Here is a 13813-nt window from a genome sequence, read left to right as displayed (position 1 = left end):
ATGCACCTGGACCCTGTCTCCCTCGAATGCAGGCACATCAGCCTGAGCTACGGCAGCAACGAAGTGCTGCGCGACGTCAACCTCAAGATCGAGCCCGGCGAGTTCTTCGCGCTGCTGGGGCCTTCGGGCTCGGGCAAGTCCACGCTGCTGCGGCTGATCGCGGGCTTCAACCGGCACCAGCGCGGCGAGCTGCTGGTGGGCGGGCAGGACATCACGGGCGTGCCGCCGCATGCGCGCAACATCGGCATGGTGTTCCAGAACTACGCGCTGTGGCCGCACATGACGGTGTACGACAACGTGGCCTTCGGCCTGGTCGAGCGCCGCGAAAGCCGCGACACCATCCGCCGCAAGGTGGGCGAGGTGCTGGAGCTGGTGGGCCTGTCGCAGTACGCGCAGCGCCGCCCGGGCCAGCTGTCGGGCGGGCAGCAGCAGCGCGTGGCGCTGGCGCGCACCGTGGTGATCGCGCCCAAGCTGCTGCTGCTGGACGAGCCGCTGTCCAACCTCGACAAGCAGCTGCGCGTGCAGATGCGCGAGGAACTGCGCAGCCTGCAGCGCAAGCTGGGCCTGACCACCATCTTCGTCACCCACGACCAGGAGGAGGCCATGACCACGGCCGACCGCATGGCCGTGCTCGACAAGGGCGTGCTGCAGCAGGTGGGCTCGGCGGCGGGACTGTACGACTATCCGGCCAACCGCTTCGTGGCGGGCTTTGTCGGCACGGCCAATGTGCTGGAGGGCGAGGTGCTGCCAACGACAGGCGAGTCGCTGGTCTTCAAGGTGCCGGGCCTGGGCACGCTGACCCTGCCGCGCCCGGCCCAGCCGCCCGTGCCGGGGCGCGCTGCGCTGGCCTTCCGGCCGCACCAGGTGCAGATTGCGGTGCGCGACGATGCGGGCGATGCCTCGCGTGTGTGGGTGGAAGGACAGATCGAGAGCGCCGAATTCCTGGGCGAGTTCTCGCGCTACCGCGTGCGCGTGGGCGAGGTGGCCGTGGTCGCCGACCAGGCGCACTACGCAGGCATTGCCATGTTCCCCATGGGCATGCCGGTGCGCCTGGGCATCGAGCCCACGCAGCTGCGCTACCTCGATGAGTGAACGATGAGACGGCTAGGGATGTTCCCTGAAACCCGGGCCTGCCCGGGCCGCAGGCCCTGGCGCCTGCGCTAGGCTGGCCGCCCATGGAGATGTATCAGCTGCGCGCCTACGTCACGGCGGCCACACTGGGCAGCGTCACGCGCACGGCCGAGGCCCTGCACCTGACGCAGCCCGCCATCACGGCCCAGATCAAGGCGCTGGAGGAAGAGCTGGGCGTGGCGCTGTTCGACCGGCGCCCGGGCCGCATCAGCCTCACGCGGGCCGGCGAGGCCCTGATGGAGCCCGCCCGGCAGGTGCTGGATGCGGCAGGACGCCTGCAGGGCCAGGCCCGCGAGCTGCAGGGCGAGGTCACCGGCCAGCTGCTGCTGGGCACGGTGGCCGACCCCGAGGCGCTGCGCCTGGGCTCGCTGCTGCATGGCCTGGTGGAGGCGCTGCCGCTGCTGGACATCAAGACACGCCAGGGCTGGGCCGAGGAGCTGCGCGCGCAGGTCGCGGCCGGCGGCCTGCAGGGCGCGTTCTATATCGGCGCCCATATGCCGCGCGACCTGGGCGCGCTGGTGCTGCAGACACTGCACTACCGCGTGGCGGCGCCGCCCGCGCTGCGCGAACGCGTCCTGCAATCGGGCTGGAAGGACCTGGCGCAACTGCCCTGGATCGGCGCGCCAGCGCAGCACCATGAGCAGGCCCTGCTGCTGGCGCTGTTCGCCCGCCAGGGGCTGAGCCCCAATCAGATCGTGGAAAGCGATGCCGCCGCCGCGCCCGAGAGCCTGGTGCGCGCCGGCCTGGGCCTGGCGCTGCTGCGCGAGGACCGCGCCCTGGCCGCGGCCGAGCATGGCTGCGTGGCCATCTGGCCGCATGCGCGCGTGTCGGCGCAGCTGGGCTTCATCCATCCGCGCGAGGCCGAGCACGACCCGGCCCTGGTGGCCACGCTGTCGCAGCTGCGCAGGGTCTGGGGGCTGACCGAGGTTCAGGCGGCGGCGCCGCCGCCGGCCTGAGGGGTCCCTGCCTGGACGATGGCCTCGACCAGCGCATCGAGGCTGCCCTGGCGTTCCTGCTCGCCCACCTCGAACAGCTCCAGCACGCCGGTGCCGCGCAGGATGGCGAAGGCCATGGCCGCAAAGCCCTGGGGGCGGGGATGGTGGGCCGCGATCTCGGGGAAGACGTCCAGGAAGCGGGTGTAGAACACGCTGTCCACATGTACCCGGCGCGCGTCCACGCGGTCGAACAGCGAGGGGGAGGCCTTGCAGCCGAAGAACATGCTCCAGGCCGCCTGGTAGTTGGCCGCGCCGAAGATGTTGTCCCAGGCCAGGGTGACGAAGGTCTGTGCACGCTCGCGCAGGGGCAGGGCCTTGTCGGGCCAGACCGTGCCCTGGTCGCTCAGCGGCTCCATGACCTCGATGACCAGCCGCTCCATCAGCGCATCGCGGCTCTCGAAGTGGTGCTGCAGCGCGCCCAGCGACACATCGGCGCCGCGCGCGATGGCCTGCAGCGTGGCGCTCTTGAAGCCGCCCTCGCGCAGCAGCGCCAGGGCGGAGTCGATGATCTTGCGTTGCGTTGTCTCCACACGCTCGGTCTGCGGCGTGCGTGCGCGCCGCTGCGTGGCGGACGTCGTCATGTTCTGGGCTCCAGAGGGCAAAAAAATAATAGTAGATTGTTTTTGTTTGTTGCGGGCGTTCAACCGTTGCCGGAGTGCGGCATGGCGGGCGGCAATGCGTCGATGGCCTTTGCTACTCCTTCTTTTTGGGCTTGTCCATAGGGATAAATTACAAGAAATAATAATTTATTGTTTTTTATAGTTGATACCCATCAACAAGGGGCGCACAAGGCCCCGCATTCCAACAGGCACCCCACGAGGAGACATTGCCGTGAAGACCACCGAAGTGTTCCAACCCCTGCGCCGCCGCGCGCCTTGCTGAGAGCCGGAGCACCCCCTTGATGCACAGTTCTTCTTCGCAGGGCCATCTGGAGCGCAGGCTCAAGAACCGCCATATCCAGCTCATCGCGCTGGGCGGCACCATCGGCACGGGCCTGTTCCTGGGCTCGGCCGGCATCATCGAGCTGGCCGGCCCGTCCGTGCTGCTCGGCTACGCCATTGGCGGGCTGATCATCTTTTTCATCATGCGTTTCCTGGGCGAGATGCTGGTCGAGGAGCCCAACGCGGGCTCGTTCAGCTATTTCGCCAACCGCTACCTGGGCCGCTTCGCGGGCTTTCTGGCGGGCTGGAACTGTGTGGCGCTGTATGTGCTCGTGGGCATGCTGGAGCTGACGGCCGCAGGCAAGTTCATCCAGTTCTGGTGGCCCGGCATACCCACCTGGGTGACGGCGGCGGTGTTCTTCGTGCTGATCAACGGCGTGAACTTCATCAACGTCAAGGCCTATGGCGAGTTCGAGTTCTGGTTCGCGCTGATCAAGATCGTGGCCGTGATGGCCATGATCGGCGCAGGCCTGTATTTGCTGTTCAGCGCCGACCGGCCCGAGCAGACCGTGCGCAACCTGTGGACGCACGGCGGCTTCTTCCCCAACGGCTTCTCAGGCCTGGTGATGGCCTTCGCCTTCATCATGTTCGCCTTCGGCGGCGTGGAGATGCTGGGCTTCGCGGCGGCCGAGACCGACCAGCCGCGCACCGTCATCCCCAAGGCCGTGAACCAGCTCATCTACCGCGTGCTGGTGTTCTACATCGGCTCCATGGCCGTGCTGATGTCGCTGATGCCCTGGACCGACCTGCTGGGCCAGCTCAAGGCCGGCGGCGACACCTACAGCAGCAGTCCCTTCGTGCTGGTGTTCTCGGGCCTGGGCGAGAACGTGGCCGCCCACCTGCTGAACTTCGTGATCCTCACGGCCACGCTGTCGGTCTACAACAGCATGGTCTACAGCAACAGCCGCCTGCTGTACGGCATGGCCAACGAAGGCAATGCGCCGCGCTCGCTGATGCAGGTCAACCGCCGCGGCGTGCCGGTGCGGGCCATCGTCTATCCGGCCATCTTCACGGCGCTGGCCATCGTGCTGAACTATGTGGCGCCGGCCGGCGTGCTGGAGTTGCTGATGTCGCTGATCGTGGCGGCGCTGGTGATTACCTGGACCATCATCATCGTGGCGCACTGGCGCTTTCGCCGGGCCCATGCGGCACGCGGGACCGTGCTGGGCTTTCCCGCACCGGCCGCGCCGCTGACCAATGCCATCTGCCTGGCCGCCATGGCCCTGGTGGTGGGCGTGATGCTGCTGACACCGTCGGTGCGGTCCTCCGCGCTGGCCATTCCGATCTGGGTCCTGGTGGTCTACGGGGCCTATCGCCTCGTGTTCCGCCAACGTCCCACGCCTGTGCTGGAATCCGTACTGGAACCCGCGCACATCCCCCGTTGAAACCTTCAAGGAGAACCAACCATGGCAGACCTGTTCGACAACCCGATGGGCCTGATGGGCTTCGAATTCGTGGAATTCGCATCGCCCACGCCCGGCGTGCTGGAGCCGCTGTTCGAGAAGCTGGGCTTCACGCTGGTGGCCAGGCACCGTTCCAAGAACGTGCTGCTGTACCGCCAGGGAGGCATCAACTTCATCATCAACAATGAGCCGGGGCAGGCCGCCTATTTCGCTGCCGAGCACGGCGCCTCGGCCTGCGGCCTGGCCTTCCGCGTCAAGGATGCGCACCAGGCCTACAAGCGCGCGCTGGAGCTGGGCGCGCAGCCCGTGGAAATTCCCACCGGCCCCATGGAATTGCGCCTGCCGGCCATCAAGGGCATCGGCGGCGCGCCGCTGTACCTGATCGACCGCTTCGACGAAGGCAAGTCCATCTACGACATCGACTTCGAGTTCCTGCCCGGCGTGGACCGCAACCCCAAGGGCCACGGCTTCCAGGTGGTGGACCACCTGACGCACAACGTCTACCGCGGCCGCATGACCTACTGGGCGGACTTCTACAGCAAGCTGTTCAATTTCCGCGAGATCCGCTACTTCGACATCTCGGGCGAGTACACCGGCCTGGCCTCCAAGGCCATGACGGCGCCCGACGGCCTGATCCGCATTCCGCTGAACGAGGAATCGCGCCAGGGCGGCGGCCAGATCGAGGAATTCCTCATGCAGTTCAACGGCGAGGGCATCCAGCACATCGCGCTGCTGACGGACAACCTGCTGGACTCCATCGACCAGCTGCAGATGGCCGGCATTCCGCTGCTGACCGCGCCCAACGACATCTACTACCAGAACCTGGAAGGCCGCCTGCCCGGCCACGGCCAGCCCGTGGGCGAGCTGCAGGCGCGCGGCATCCTGCTGGACGGCACGACCGAGGGCGGCCAGCCGCGCCTGCTGCTGCAGATCTTCTCCCAGCCCATGCTGGGCCCCGTGTTCTTCGAGTTCATCGAGCGCAAGGGCAACTACCGCGAAGGCTTCGGCGAAGGCAATTTCAAGGCCCTGTTCGAGTCCATGGAGCGCGACCAGATCAACCGCGGCGTGCTGCAGACCGAGGCACCGCAGGGCGCCTGATCCCGACGGACGCAACGCGCCCGCCCGGCCCTGGCCGGGTGGGCGCGCTGTCGTCAGGGTAAACACGGGCGGCCCTACACTCGGTGCCCATGAATTCCCCCTCGATGCAACCGGTGGCGCTCGGTCAAAGCGCATTGCAAGTCAGCCCCATCTGCCTGGGCACCATGACGTTCGGCGAGCAGGTCGGCGAGGCCGAGGCCTTTGCCATCATGGACCGCGCGCTGGAGCGCGGCGTGGACTTCTTCGACACGGCCGAGATGTATGCCGTGCCCGCACGCGCCGAAACCTGCGGCGCCACCGAAACCATCATCGGCCGCTGGTTCGCCCAGCGCCCTGGCGCGCGCGCCAGGGTCGTGCTGGCCACCAAGGTGGCCGGTCCTTCGCGGGGCATGCCCTGGGTGCGCGAGGGCAAGGGCATGACGGCGGCCGACATCGCCGCCTCCTGCGAAGGCAGCCTGCGCCGCCTGGGCACGGACGTGATCGACCTCTACCAGATCCACTGGCCCGAGCGCAACGTGCCGGCCTTCGGCCAGCTGTACTACGACCCGGCCAAGGAAAGCTCGCAGACCGGCATCCACGAGCAGCTTGAGGCGCTGGGCCGCCTGGTCCGGGAAGGCAAGGTGCGCCACATCGGCCTGTCCAACGAAACCCCCTGGGGCGTGCACGAATTCGTGCGCCTGGCCGAGCAGCACGGCCTGCCGCGCGTGGCCTCGGTGCAGAACGCCTACTGCCTGCTCAACCGCAGCTGGGAAAACGGCATGGATGAAAGCTGCCACCGCCTGGGTGTCTCGCTGCTGGCCTATTCGCCGCTGGCCTTCGGCCTGCTCACGGGCAAGTTCGACGTGCATGCTCCCACCGATCCCGCTGCGCCGCAGGCCGCACGCATTGCGCGCTACGAGTCCGTGCGCAAGCAGCGCTGGGGCCGGCCCGAAGCCCTGGCCGCCGCGCGCCGCTACAACGCGCTGGCGCGCGAGCACGGCATGACGCCCACGCAGCTGGCGCTGGCGTTTTGCTACACCAAGTGGCAGGTGGCCAGCACCATCATCGGCGTGACCTCGGTGGCCCAGCTCGATGAGGACCTGAACGCCTGGGGCACGCAACTGTCGCCCGAACTGCTGTCGGCCATCGACGCCATCCGCTGGGAAGTGCGCGACCCTGCGCAATAGGCCTCGGCCCTGCGCAATAGGCCTAGGCTCTGCGCCTTCAGCGGCTGCACTCGCCCTTGAGCGCAGCGGCCGCCAGCATGGGCAGGCTCAGCAGGCCCATGCCGCCGCCCTTGAACTCGCCCTTCATGCAGTCGCCCTGGGCGGCCTCGCGCATGCCGCTGGCCAGCGGGTCCTCGCGCTGCGCATGAATCTGGGGCCTGACCAGGCCCTGCCGGGCCGCCGACTGCACGGCCTCGCGGCCTGCGGCCGAGTCCAGCAGGCGGCCCATGGCCCTGGCGCTGCGCGCGGCGTCCGGAGCGGCCTCGGTGTCGGCGGGGACAGGCGCTTGCGGCGCGGCGGCTGTCGCGGCCTGCTCCGTGGCCTTTGCAGCCCCTGCGCCTTGCCTTGAAGGCGGTGCGACGGCGGCAGTGTCCGGCCGTCGCGTAGGCGGGGACGCGGGCGCGGGCGCCGGTCCGGGCCGGGCAGCCGCTGGAGCAGGAGAGGGGGCCGGCGTCGGCGCCTCGACCCAGACCACCTGAAGGCGGTGCGCCTCGGCCTGCCCGGTGCCGGGCCGCGCAATGTCCGGGGCCAGACCCCGCCACAGCAGCACCCCATGCAGCAGCAGCGACAGCAGCAGGCCCGCGATCAGTCGCAGCCGTCCGCTGCTCAAGCCTCGGGCCCTGCCACCCATTCCAGCAGGTCGCCGGGCTGGCACTGGAGCGCCTCGCAGATGCGCTCCAGCGTGTCGAAGCGCACGCCGCGCACCTTGCCGCTCTTGAGCAGGGAAATATTCTGTTCGGTGATGCCGACCATCTCGGCCAGTTCGCGCGAACGCATCTTGCGGCGCGCCAGCATCACATCGAGGTGGACGATGATGGGCATGCTCAGACGAAGCCCGCGTTCTCGTCGGCGATGCGCCGCGCCTGCAGCATCACATGGGCGATGGAGACCAGCACCACGCCGAGCAGGACCAGCAGGCCATCGTGCCAGTACAGGCCCAGCGTGACGAAGCGCTGCCCTGGCGGATTGCCCATGCTGGCCGCCACCGACATCAGCGCGCGCGTGAAGGGCAGGGCCAGCGCGCCCGCCAGCACCGTCCAGGCAAAGCGCATCAGGGCGTGCTGCGCCTGCTGGCCGAAGACACGGCCCTGCAGGTACTCGCCGAACAGTGTCCACAGCTGGCGCAGCGCATACAGCCCGCAGCCCACGGGCAGCAGGCTGACCAGTGCGGTGCGCCAGCGCGCAGCCATGTCCAGCGGCTGGCCGGGCGGCATGCCCAGCAGGCCTTGCGCCTGGCCCGAAAGATCTTGCGGCGACAGCAGGGCGGCTGCCGGCAGGGCCAGCAGCGCGACGGCACCGAGGGCAATCAGGATGCGCGCCGCCTGGGAGTGGCGCCTGAGGGCGTTGCCCGCGGCGTGGGGCGTATAGTTCATGGCACAGCCTTGTATTGATGAATCGATAAAAAATTATTGTAAAACGATAAAAAATTCATGTCCAAGAAAAACTCTCATGTCAGCGAGACACCGGCCACGCAGCTGCTGCGCGCCCACAAGGTGGAGTTCACCGAGCATCCCTATGAGTACCTGGAACACGGCGGCACCGAGCACAGCGCGGCCAGCCTGGGGCTGGACGAGCACATGGTGGTCAAGACCCTGGTGATGCAGGACCAGGACGCCAGGCCGCTGATCGTGCTCATGCATGGCGACTGCAAGGTCTCCACCAAGAACCTGGCGCGGCAGATCGGGGCCAAGAGCGTGGAGCCCTGCAAGCCCGAGGTGGCCAACCGCCACAGCGGCTACCTGGTCGGCGGCACCTCGCCCTTCGGCACGCGACGCGACATGCCGGTCTATATCGAAGAGAGCATCCTGGCGCTGCCGCGCATCGCCATCAACGGCGGGCGCCGGGGCTTTCTGGTGCAGCTGGACCCGCAGGTCTGCGTGCGGCTGCTGGATGCACGGCCCGTGCACTGCGCGCTGGCAGAATAGATGCCCTGAAGAAATGAACACGACTTGCGCACACGGGAAGGCGGCCGCCGCCTCCACCGGGTTCGCGCAGGTCCTGATGAAAAACATGTGTCGGCGATCAGGGAGGGCGGGCCATCAGGGCCGGCCGGATCGCGCGCCGGCGCTCCACAGACCGGCCAAGGACTTCAATTGAACGCGCTCTACCCCCTTCTCGCCACCGTGGCGGCCTACCTGATCGGCTCGCTGTCGTTCGCCGTCATCGTCAGCCGGGCCATGGGCCTGAATGATCCGCGCACCTATGGCAGCGGCAACCCCGGCGCCACCAATGTGCTGCGCTCCGGCAGCAAGGCGGCAGCGGCCGTCACCCTGCTGCTGGACGCCGCCAAGGGCTGGCTGCCCGTGGCCCTGGTGCAATGGTTCGGCAGCCGCTTCGGCATGGGCGACGGCACGGTGGCCATGGTGGCGCTGGCTGCCTTCCTGGGCCACCTGTACCCGGTGTTCTTCCGCTTCAAGGGCGGCAAGGGCGTGGCCACGGCCCTGGGCGTGCTGCTGGGCATCAGCGTCTGGCTGGGCCTGGCGGTGGCGCTGACCTGGCTGATCATTGCCGTGTTCTTCCGCTATTCCTCGCTGGCGGCCCTGGTGGCCTCCGTGTTCGCCCCCGTCTACTACCTGCTGTGCAGCGGCGTGGTCTGGTATGCCGAGACACCGATTGCCGCCGCCATCGTCGCCATGGCGGCCCTGCTGATCTGGCGCCACCGCGAGAACATCCAGCGCCTGATGGCCGGCAAGGAATCCAGGCTGGGCAGCAAGAAGGCCGACCCGGCAGCCGCCGCGGCCAAGCCCGGCACGGCCAAAGGCAAGCCGCATTGACCGTCGCCGCCGCGCTGCGCACCACGGGCGCAGCTTGCGTGCGGGGCGTGGCCGGCCGGTCACGCTCCAGGCCCTCTCCTCACTGACGACCCTCTCACATGGCATCCAGTCCATCGCAGCGCGTGTACCGCGCACCATGCCCCGGCTGCGGCGCGCCCGTGGAATTTGCCAGCGCCCAGGCCAGCTATGCCGTCTGCGAGTTCTGCCGCAGCACCGTGGTGCGCCAGGGCGATGTGCTGCAGCGCCGTGGCTCCATGGCCGAGGTCTTCGAGGACTACAGCCCCCTGCGCATCGGCGCCACGGGCCAGATGCTGCGCAACGGCAAGCCCGAGCACTTCACCCTGGTCGGGCGGCTGCAGCTCAAGAGCGAGGCGGGCGCCTGGAGCGAATGGGTGGCCGCGTTCAGCGATGGCGCGCTGGGCTTCCTGAGCGAGGACAACGGCCAGTTCGTCTGGTCCTGGCCCTGGGAGGCCGAGGCCCTGCGCAACGGGCCGTTCAAGGCCTCCGACTGGCTGCTGGGTTCGCAGCGTGTGCTGGGCGGCAAGAGCTTCACGGTCAGCAGCGTGCAGAACGCGCGGCTGGTATCGGCCCAGGGCGAGCTGGCGCAGCTGCCCGAGCCCGGCACACCGTACCGGCTGGTGGAGCTGCGCAGCGAGCAGGGCCAGGTGCTGTCCGTGGACTTCTCCGTCCAGCCGCCCGCGCTGAGCCTGGGCGAGCGCGTGGTGCTGGACGACCTCAGGATGCAGGGGCTGCGCGACGGCGCCTCGCTCAAGGGTGAGCAGGGCCGGCACTTCAACTGCCCCAAGTGCGGCGCTGTGGTGCCCGTGCGCTTTTCCACCACCAAGAGCCTGAGCTGCCCCAGCTGCGGGTCGCTGGTGGACCTGAGCCAGGGCATTGGCAAGGAATTGGCCTATGCGGAACAGAACGAGCCCGTGCGCCCGGCCATCCCGCTGGGCAGCAAGGGTGTGCTGGAAGGCCAGCAATGGCAGGTGGTGGGCTTTCAGCACCGCATGGGCCAGGAGCCTGGCGACGACGAGAGCTTTGGCTGGGAGGAGTACCTGCTGTTCAACCAGAAGGCCGGCTTCGCATTCCTGGTCGATTCCTCCGATGGCTGGAGCATGGCCCGCGTGACCACGGGCGTGCCCAAGCTCTCCAAGAACCGCAGCACGGCCAAGTACATGGGCCGGCAGTACCAGCTTGAATCGCGCTACACGGCCGAGACCACCTACGCCCTGGGCGAGTTCTACTGGCCCGTGCAGCGCGGCCAGACCACGCGCAATGTGGACTATGTGAGCGCAGGCGCGCAGAACAAGGCCTTCCTGGCCAGCGAGACCGAGAGCGGCGAGACCACCTGGTCGCATGGCAGCGCCGTCTCGGCCACCACGCTGGCAATGGCCTTCGGCCTCAAGCAGTTGCGTGACCGCTCGCAGGTCGGTGTGATGTCGGGCAGCCGCTTCGGGCTGTGGACCATCATCATCGGGCTGCTCATCCTCTGGCTGGTGTTCGTCACCTTGCGCGGCTGCGCATCGCGCCCCAACTGCGACCCCAATACCGACGCCAACTGCAACAGCTACACCCGCAGCAGCGGCGGCTCCTGGGGTGGCTACACCTCGGGCGGCAGCCACAAGTAAACAACGGAGAAACTGATCATGAACTTCGACTGGCTCAACCCCGCCGCCTTCTTCGGCTCGATCCTCTATGCGCTGGTGGGCGTGGTGGTGTTCTGGCTGTGCTTCTTCATCATCGACAAGATCACACCCGTGGACATGTGGGCCGAGATCGTCGAGAAGCACAACAAGGCGCTGGCCATGGTGGTGGCCGCCATGTGCCTGGGAATCAGCATCATCGTCGCTGCCGCCATCCACTGAACGGGGCCGCCTGGCCCCCGCATTCCCCATCTCCTGCCGACACGCAGCCCGCCTGAAAAGGTGCGGCTGCGCTGCGCATGGCGGCGTTGCTGCGTCGCAACAAATTCCTTGTCGATAGTGAGTTTGCAAATGATATTCGTTTGCATTCTAAATAAAATCGCCCCCTTCATTCGAAGAGAGGGTTTCCATGACAGACCATCAAGCTGCCCGCAGGGCAAGGCTTTCAGTGGGTGTGACCGCTGGCATCATCACCACCGCGCTGGCAGGCGCGGTCCATGCCCAGGAGGCCGCCCCAGCCGATCCGGCCCAGGCACAGACGCAGACGCAGACGCAGACGCAGCCTCAACAGGCCCACACCCTGCCCACGCTGCAGGTCAACGCCTCCCAGTACGACCCTGACGATGTGCGGCCCGAAGGCGTGACCACGGCGACCAAGACCTACCTGGCGCCCAAGGACATCCCGCAGACCATCGACACGCTGGAGGTCAACAAGTACAAGAGCTACGGCATCAACGACCTGGCCACCATGCTGGACGGCGTTCCCGGCGTGAACACCAGCTACGACATGCGCGGCGAAGGCGTGTACATCCGAGGCTTCAAGGCCGACGAGAGCGACATCTACCGCGACGGCGTGCGCGAGAGCGGCCAGGTGCGCCGCAGCACCGCCAATGTGGAGCGCATCGAGATCCTCAAGGGCCCGGCCTCGGTGCTCTATGGCCGCAGCGCAGGCGGCGGCGTGGTCAACATGGTGAGCAAGCAGGCGCGTTTCGATGCCAAGAGCAGCATCACGCTGCGCGGCGGCTCCTGGGACAACGTGGGCGGCACCATCGACATCAACCGCGTGCTCAACGAGAACGTGGCCGTGCGACTGACGGCCGACCGCGAGCAGGCCCACAGCTTCCGCGAAGGCATACGCAACCGCAACGAGATGGTCTCGCCCAGCATCCTGGTGGACTCGCGCACGGGCTGGCGCTGGACCGGCCAGTACACCTATGACAACGTCTGGCGCGTGCCCGATCGCGGTCCGGTCTACGACCAGCTGCCGGCCGGTGTCTCCATCCGCAAGGGCTTTGCGGCGCCGGGCGACTATGTGGAAGACCGCCTGCGCGTGCTGCGCTCCGACCTGTCCTACGACTTCAACAACCGCTGGAGTCTGCGCTGGGTGGCCAGCAAGCGCGAGGCCAGCCAGGATTTCGACCACTACTTCGCCGGCACCTACCGTGCCGCCACCGGCAAGATCACGCCCAACTACGCCTGGCAGCAGACCCGCAACACCACGCTGTCCAACACGCTGGACCTGACGGGCAAGTTCAGCACGGGCAGCATCCGGCACGATCTGCTGGTGGGCCTGGAGGCCAGCGAGGAAGAGCGCGCGCCGCGCGTCGGCCAGCCCGGCAGCACCTTCGCCTATGACCCGTTGCAGCCCATCGTCTGGCCCAGCCGTCCGGCGCAGGGCAAGCCGACCCAGGACAACTATCACAAGGGCAAAGGCCAGGCGCTGTACATGCAGGACCTGGTCAGCCTGACCGAGCAGTGGAAGCTGCTGCTGGGCCTGCGCTACGACAGCTATGACTTCCAGAGCACCAACAAGATCGCCAACCTCACGCGCAAGACCGACGGCAACGGCTTCAGCCCGCGCGTGGGCGTGGTGTGGCAGCCGGTGCGCGAGCACAGCTTCTATGCGTCCTGGAACAAGAGCTACTCGCCCTATGGCGGGCGCGGCATCCTGACCGTGGAAACCGCCGTGGGCGCGGTGCCGGACGACGAGCCCCAGTACTCGCGCCAGTCCGAGGTCGGCGTCAAGAGCGACTGGCTGGGCGGTGCGCTGTCCACCCAGGTCTCCGTCTACCAGTTGGAGAAGTACAACATCCGCTACCGCCCCGATCCCGAGAATGATCCCTACACCTGGGCCATCCGGGGCAAGGACCGTTCGCGCGGCATCGAGTTCAGCGCGGCCGGCCGCGTGGCCGGTTCCTGGTATGTGCGCGGCGGCGTGGCCTTCATGCAGGCCAAGGTGGCTGAAGACGCGCAAAACCCCGCCAACGTGGGCCTGTACCTGCGTGACACGGCAAAGCGCAACGGCAACCTGTTCCTGCGCTATGCGCCCAAGGGACCCTGGTATGGCGAAGTCGGCGTGACCTACACGGGCAGCCGCTTCACCAACGCCGCCAACACGGCCATCCTGCCCGGCTACTCGCGCTGGGATGCGCTGGTGGGCTGGCGCCAGGACGCCTGGACCGTGACCGTGGCCCTGTCCAACCTGTTCGACAAGCAGTACTGGCGCTCCAGCTCCATGCCGGGCGCACCGCGCAGCGTGCTGGTCAGCGCCAACTACCAGTTCTGACGGAACCCCCAGGAGGCGCGCGGCGCCTTCTCCCGTTGCACGGCGCCTCTCGCG

At 67.8% G+C, this 13813-nt stretch carries 14 protein-coding genes; 10 read left to right on the top strand and 4 right to left on the bottom strand.

Annotated features, from left to right (window positions below):
* Together AC5I49_RS26950 and AC5I49_RS26945 are read left to right on the top strand one after the other, a co-directional pair.
* On the top strand, positions 1 to 1092 hold the full coding sequence (locus AC5I49_RS26950) for an ABC transporter ATP-binding protein (protein WP_016449231.1): 1092 nt from the start codon (positions 1 to 3) through the stop codon (positions 1090 to 1092).
* An 83-nt stretch (positions 1093 to 1175) separates the two neighbouring features.
* Positions 1176 to 2087 carry a LysR family transcriptional regulator gene (locus AC5I49_RS26945; protein WP_016451411.1) on the top strand — a complete coding sequence of 304 codons (912 nt, stop codon included), beginning with the start codon at positions 1176 to 1178 and terminating at the stop codon, positions 2085 to 2087.
* Here the strand turns inward: AC5I49_RS26945 and AC5I49_RS26940 are convergent.
* On the bottom strand, positions 2060 to 2707 hold the full coding sequence (locus AC5I49_RS26940) for a TetR/AcrR family transcriptional regulator (RefSeq protein ID WP_047218409.1): 648 nt from the start codon (positions 2705 to 2707) through the stop codon (positions 2060 to 2062). The genes AC5I49_RS26945 and AC5I49_RS26940 overlap by 28 nt on opposite strands.
* 320 nt (positions 2708 to 3027) lie before the next feature.
* Here AC5I49_RS26940 and AC5I49_RS26935 point away from each other — a divergent pair, with 320 nt between their 5' ends.
* The 3 genes from AC5I49_RS26935 to AC5I49_RS26925 all read left to right on the top strand — a co-directional run bounded on the left by AC5I49_RS26935 (position 3028) and on the right by AC5I49_RS26925 (position 6734).
* On the top strand, positions 3028 to 4452 hold the full coding sequence (locus AC5I49_RS26935; RefSeq protein WP_151019897.1) for an amino acid permease: 1425 nt from the start codon (positions 3028 to 3030) through the stop codon (positions 4450 to 4452).
* Between the two features lie 21 nt (positions 4453 to 4473).
* Positions 4474 to 5568, top strand: a complete 1095-nt coding sequence (gene hppD / locus AC5I49_RS26930) for a 4-hydroxyphenylpyruvate dioxygenase (protein WP_016451413.1) — start codon at positions 4474 to 4476, stop codon at positions 5566 to 5568.
* A gap of 104 nt (positions 5569 to 5672) precedes the next feature.
* A complete protein-coding gene (locus tag AC5I49_RS26925; RefSeq protein WP_034347720.1) occupies positions 5673 to 6734 on the top strand; it encodes an aldo/keto reductase in 1062 nt (353 codons plus the stop codon).
* Between the two features lie 37 nt (positions 6735 to 6771).
* Here AC5I49_RS26925 and AC5I49_RS26920 read toward each other — a convergent pair whose 3' ends face one another.
* From AC5I49_RS26920 to AC5I49_RS26910, 3 genes are read right to left on the bottom strand one after another with little or no spacing between them, the layout of a single operon-like run.
* Positions 6772 to 7383: a hypothetical protein gene (locus AC5I49_RS26920; RefSeq protein WP_495790146.1), complete on the bottom strand. Its 612-nt coding sequence runs from the start codon at positions 7381 to 7383 to the stop codon at positions 6772 to 6774.
* A complete protein-coding gene (locus AC5I49_RS26915) occupies positions 7380 to 7595 on the bottom strand; it encodes a helix-turn-helix domain-containing protein (RefSeq protein WP_013801570.1) in 216 nt (71 codons plus the stop codon). Before AC5I49_RS26915 ends, AC5I49_RS26920 begins: the two co-directional genes overlap by 4 nt.
* 2 nt (positions 7596 to 7597) lie before the next feature.
* Entirely contained in the window at positions 7598 to 8146 is a 549-nt protein-coding gene (locus tag AC5I49_RS26910) for a DUF2975 domain-containing protein (RefSeq protein WP_016449239.1), read from the bottom strand.
* A gap of 57 nt (positions 8147 to 8203) precedes the next feature.
* Between AC5I49_RS26910 and ybaK the strand changes: the two genes are divergently transcribed.
* From ybaK to AC5I49_RS26885, 5 genes are all read left to right on the top strand, one after another.
* Complete coding sequence (gene ybaK, locus AC5I49_RS26905) at positions 8204 to 8698, top strand: Cys-tRNA(Pro) deacylase (protein ID WP_017404114.1); 495 nt, start codon at positions 8204 to 8206, stop codon at positions 8696 to 8698.
* 168 nt (positions 8699 to 8866) lie between these two features.
* Positions 8867 to 9547 (top strand): glycerol-3-phosphate 1-O-acyltransferase PlsY, encoded by a 681-nt coding sequence (plsY, locus tag AC5I49_RS26900; protein ID WP_016451416.1) that lies wholly within the window; start codon positions 8867 to 8869, stop codon positions 9545 to 9547.
* A 98-nt stretch (positions 9548 to 9645) separates the two neighbouring features.
* Complete coding sequence (locus tag AC5I49_RS26895) at positions 9646 to 11178, top strand: DUF4178 domain-containing protein (protein WP_016449241.1); 1533 nt, start codon at positions 9646 to 9648, stop codon at positions 11176 to 11178.
* 18 nt (positions 11179 to 11196) lie between these two features.
* Positions 11197 to 11415, top strand: a complete 219-nt coding sequence (locus AC5I49_RS26890; protein WP_016449242.1) for a DUF350 domain-containing protein — start codon at positions 11197 to 11199, stop codon at positions 11413 to 11415.
* A 187-nt stretch (positions 11416 to 11602) separates the two neighbouring features.
* Positions 11603 to 13759, top strand: a complete 2157-nt coding sequence (locus tag AC5I49_RS26885; RefSeq protein WP_495790145.1) for a TonB-dependent receptor — start codon at positions 11603 to 11605, stop codon at positions 13757 to 13759.
* The last annotated feature ends 54 nt before the right edge of the window (positions 13760 to 13813 follow it).

This window comes from Delftia sp. (assembly GCF_059499305.1).
Note: the sequence above shows the minus strand (reverse complement) of the source record. Positions and strands in the feature narration are given on the sequence as shown.

What these genes read in the sequence shown, in the direction of transcription:
- AC5I49_RS26950 (WP_016449231.1), top strand. Translation starts at nt 1, where the DNA reads ATGCACCTGGACCCTGTCTCCCTCGAATGCAGGCACATCAGCCTGAGC.
- AC5I49_RS26945 (WP_016451411.1), top strand. Translation starts at nt 1,176, where the DNA reads ATGGAGATGTATCAGCTGCGCGCCTACGTCACGGCGGCCACACTGGGC.
- AC5I49_RS26940 (WP_047218409.1), bottom strand. Translation starts at nt 2,707, where the DNA reads ATGACGACGTCCGCCACGCAGCGGCGCGCACGCACGCCGCAGACCGAG.
- AC5I49_RS26935 (WP_151019897.1), top strand. Translation starts at nt 3,028, where the DNA reads ATGCACAGTTCTTCTTCGCAGGGCCATCTGGAGCGCAGGCTCAAGAAC.
- hppD (WP_016451413.1), top strand. Translation starts at nt 4,474, where the DNA reads ATGGCAGACCTGTTCGACAACCCGATGGGCCTGATGGGCTTCGAATTC.
- AC5I49_RS26925 (WP_034347720.1), top strand. Translation starts at nt 5,673, where the DNA reads ATGCAACCGGTGGCGCTCGGTCAAAGCGCATTGCAAGTCAGCCCCATC.
- AC5I49_RS26915 (WP_013801570.1), bottom strand. Translation starts at nt 7,595, where the DNA reads ATGCCCATCATCGTCCACCTCGATGTGATGCTGGCGCGCCGCAAGATG.
- AC5I49_RS26910 (WP_016449239.1), bottom strand. Translation starts at nt 8,146, where the DNA reads ATGAACTATACGCCCCACGCCGCGGGCAACGCCCTCAGGCGCCACTCC.
- ybaK (WP_017404114.1), top strand. Translation starts at nt 8,204, where the DNA reads ATGTCCAAGAAAAACTCTCATGTCAGCGAGACACCGGCCACGCAGCTG.
- AC5I49_RS26895 (WP_016449241.1), top strand. Translation starts at nt 9,646, where the DNA reads ATGGCATCCAGTCCATCGCAGCGCGTGTACCGCGCACCATGCCCCGGC.
- AC5I49_RS26890 (WP_016449242.1), top strand. Translation starts at nt 11,197, where the DNA reads ATGAACTTCGACTGGCTCAACCCCGCCGCCTTCTTCGGCTCGATCCTC.
- AC5I49_RS26885 (WP_495790145.1), top strand. Translation starts at nt 11,603, where the DNA reads ATGACAGACCATCAAGCTGCCCGCAGGGCAAGGCTTTCAGTGGGTGTG.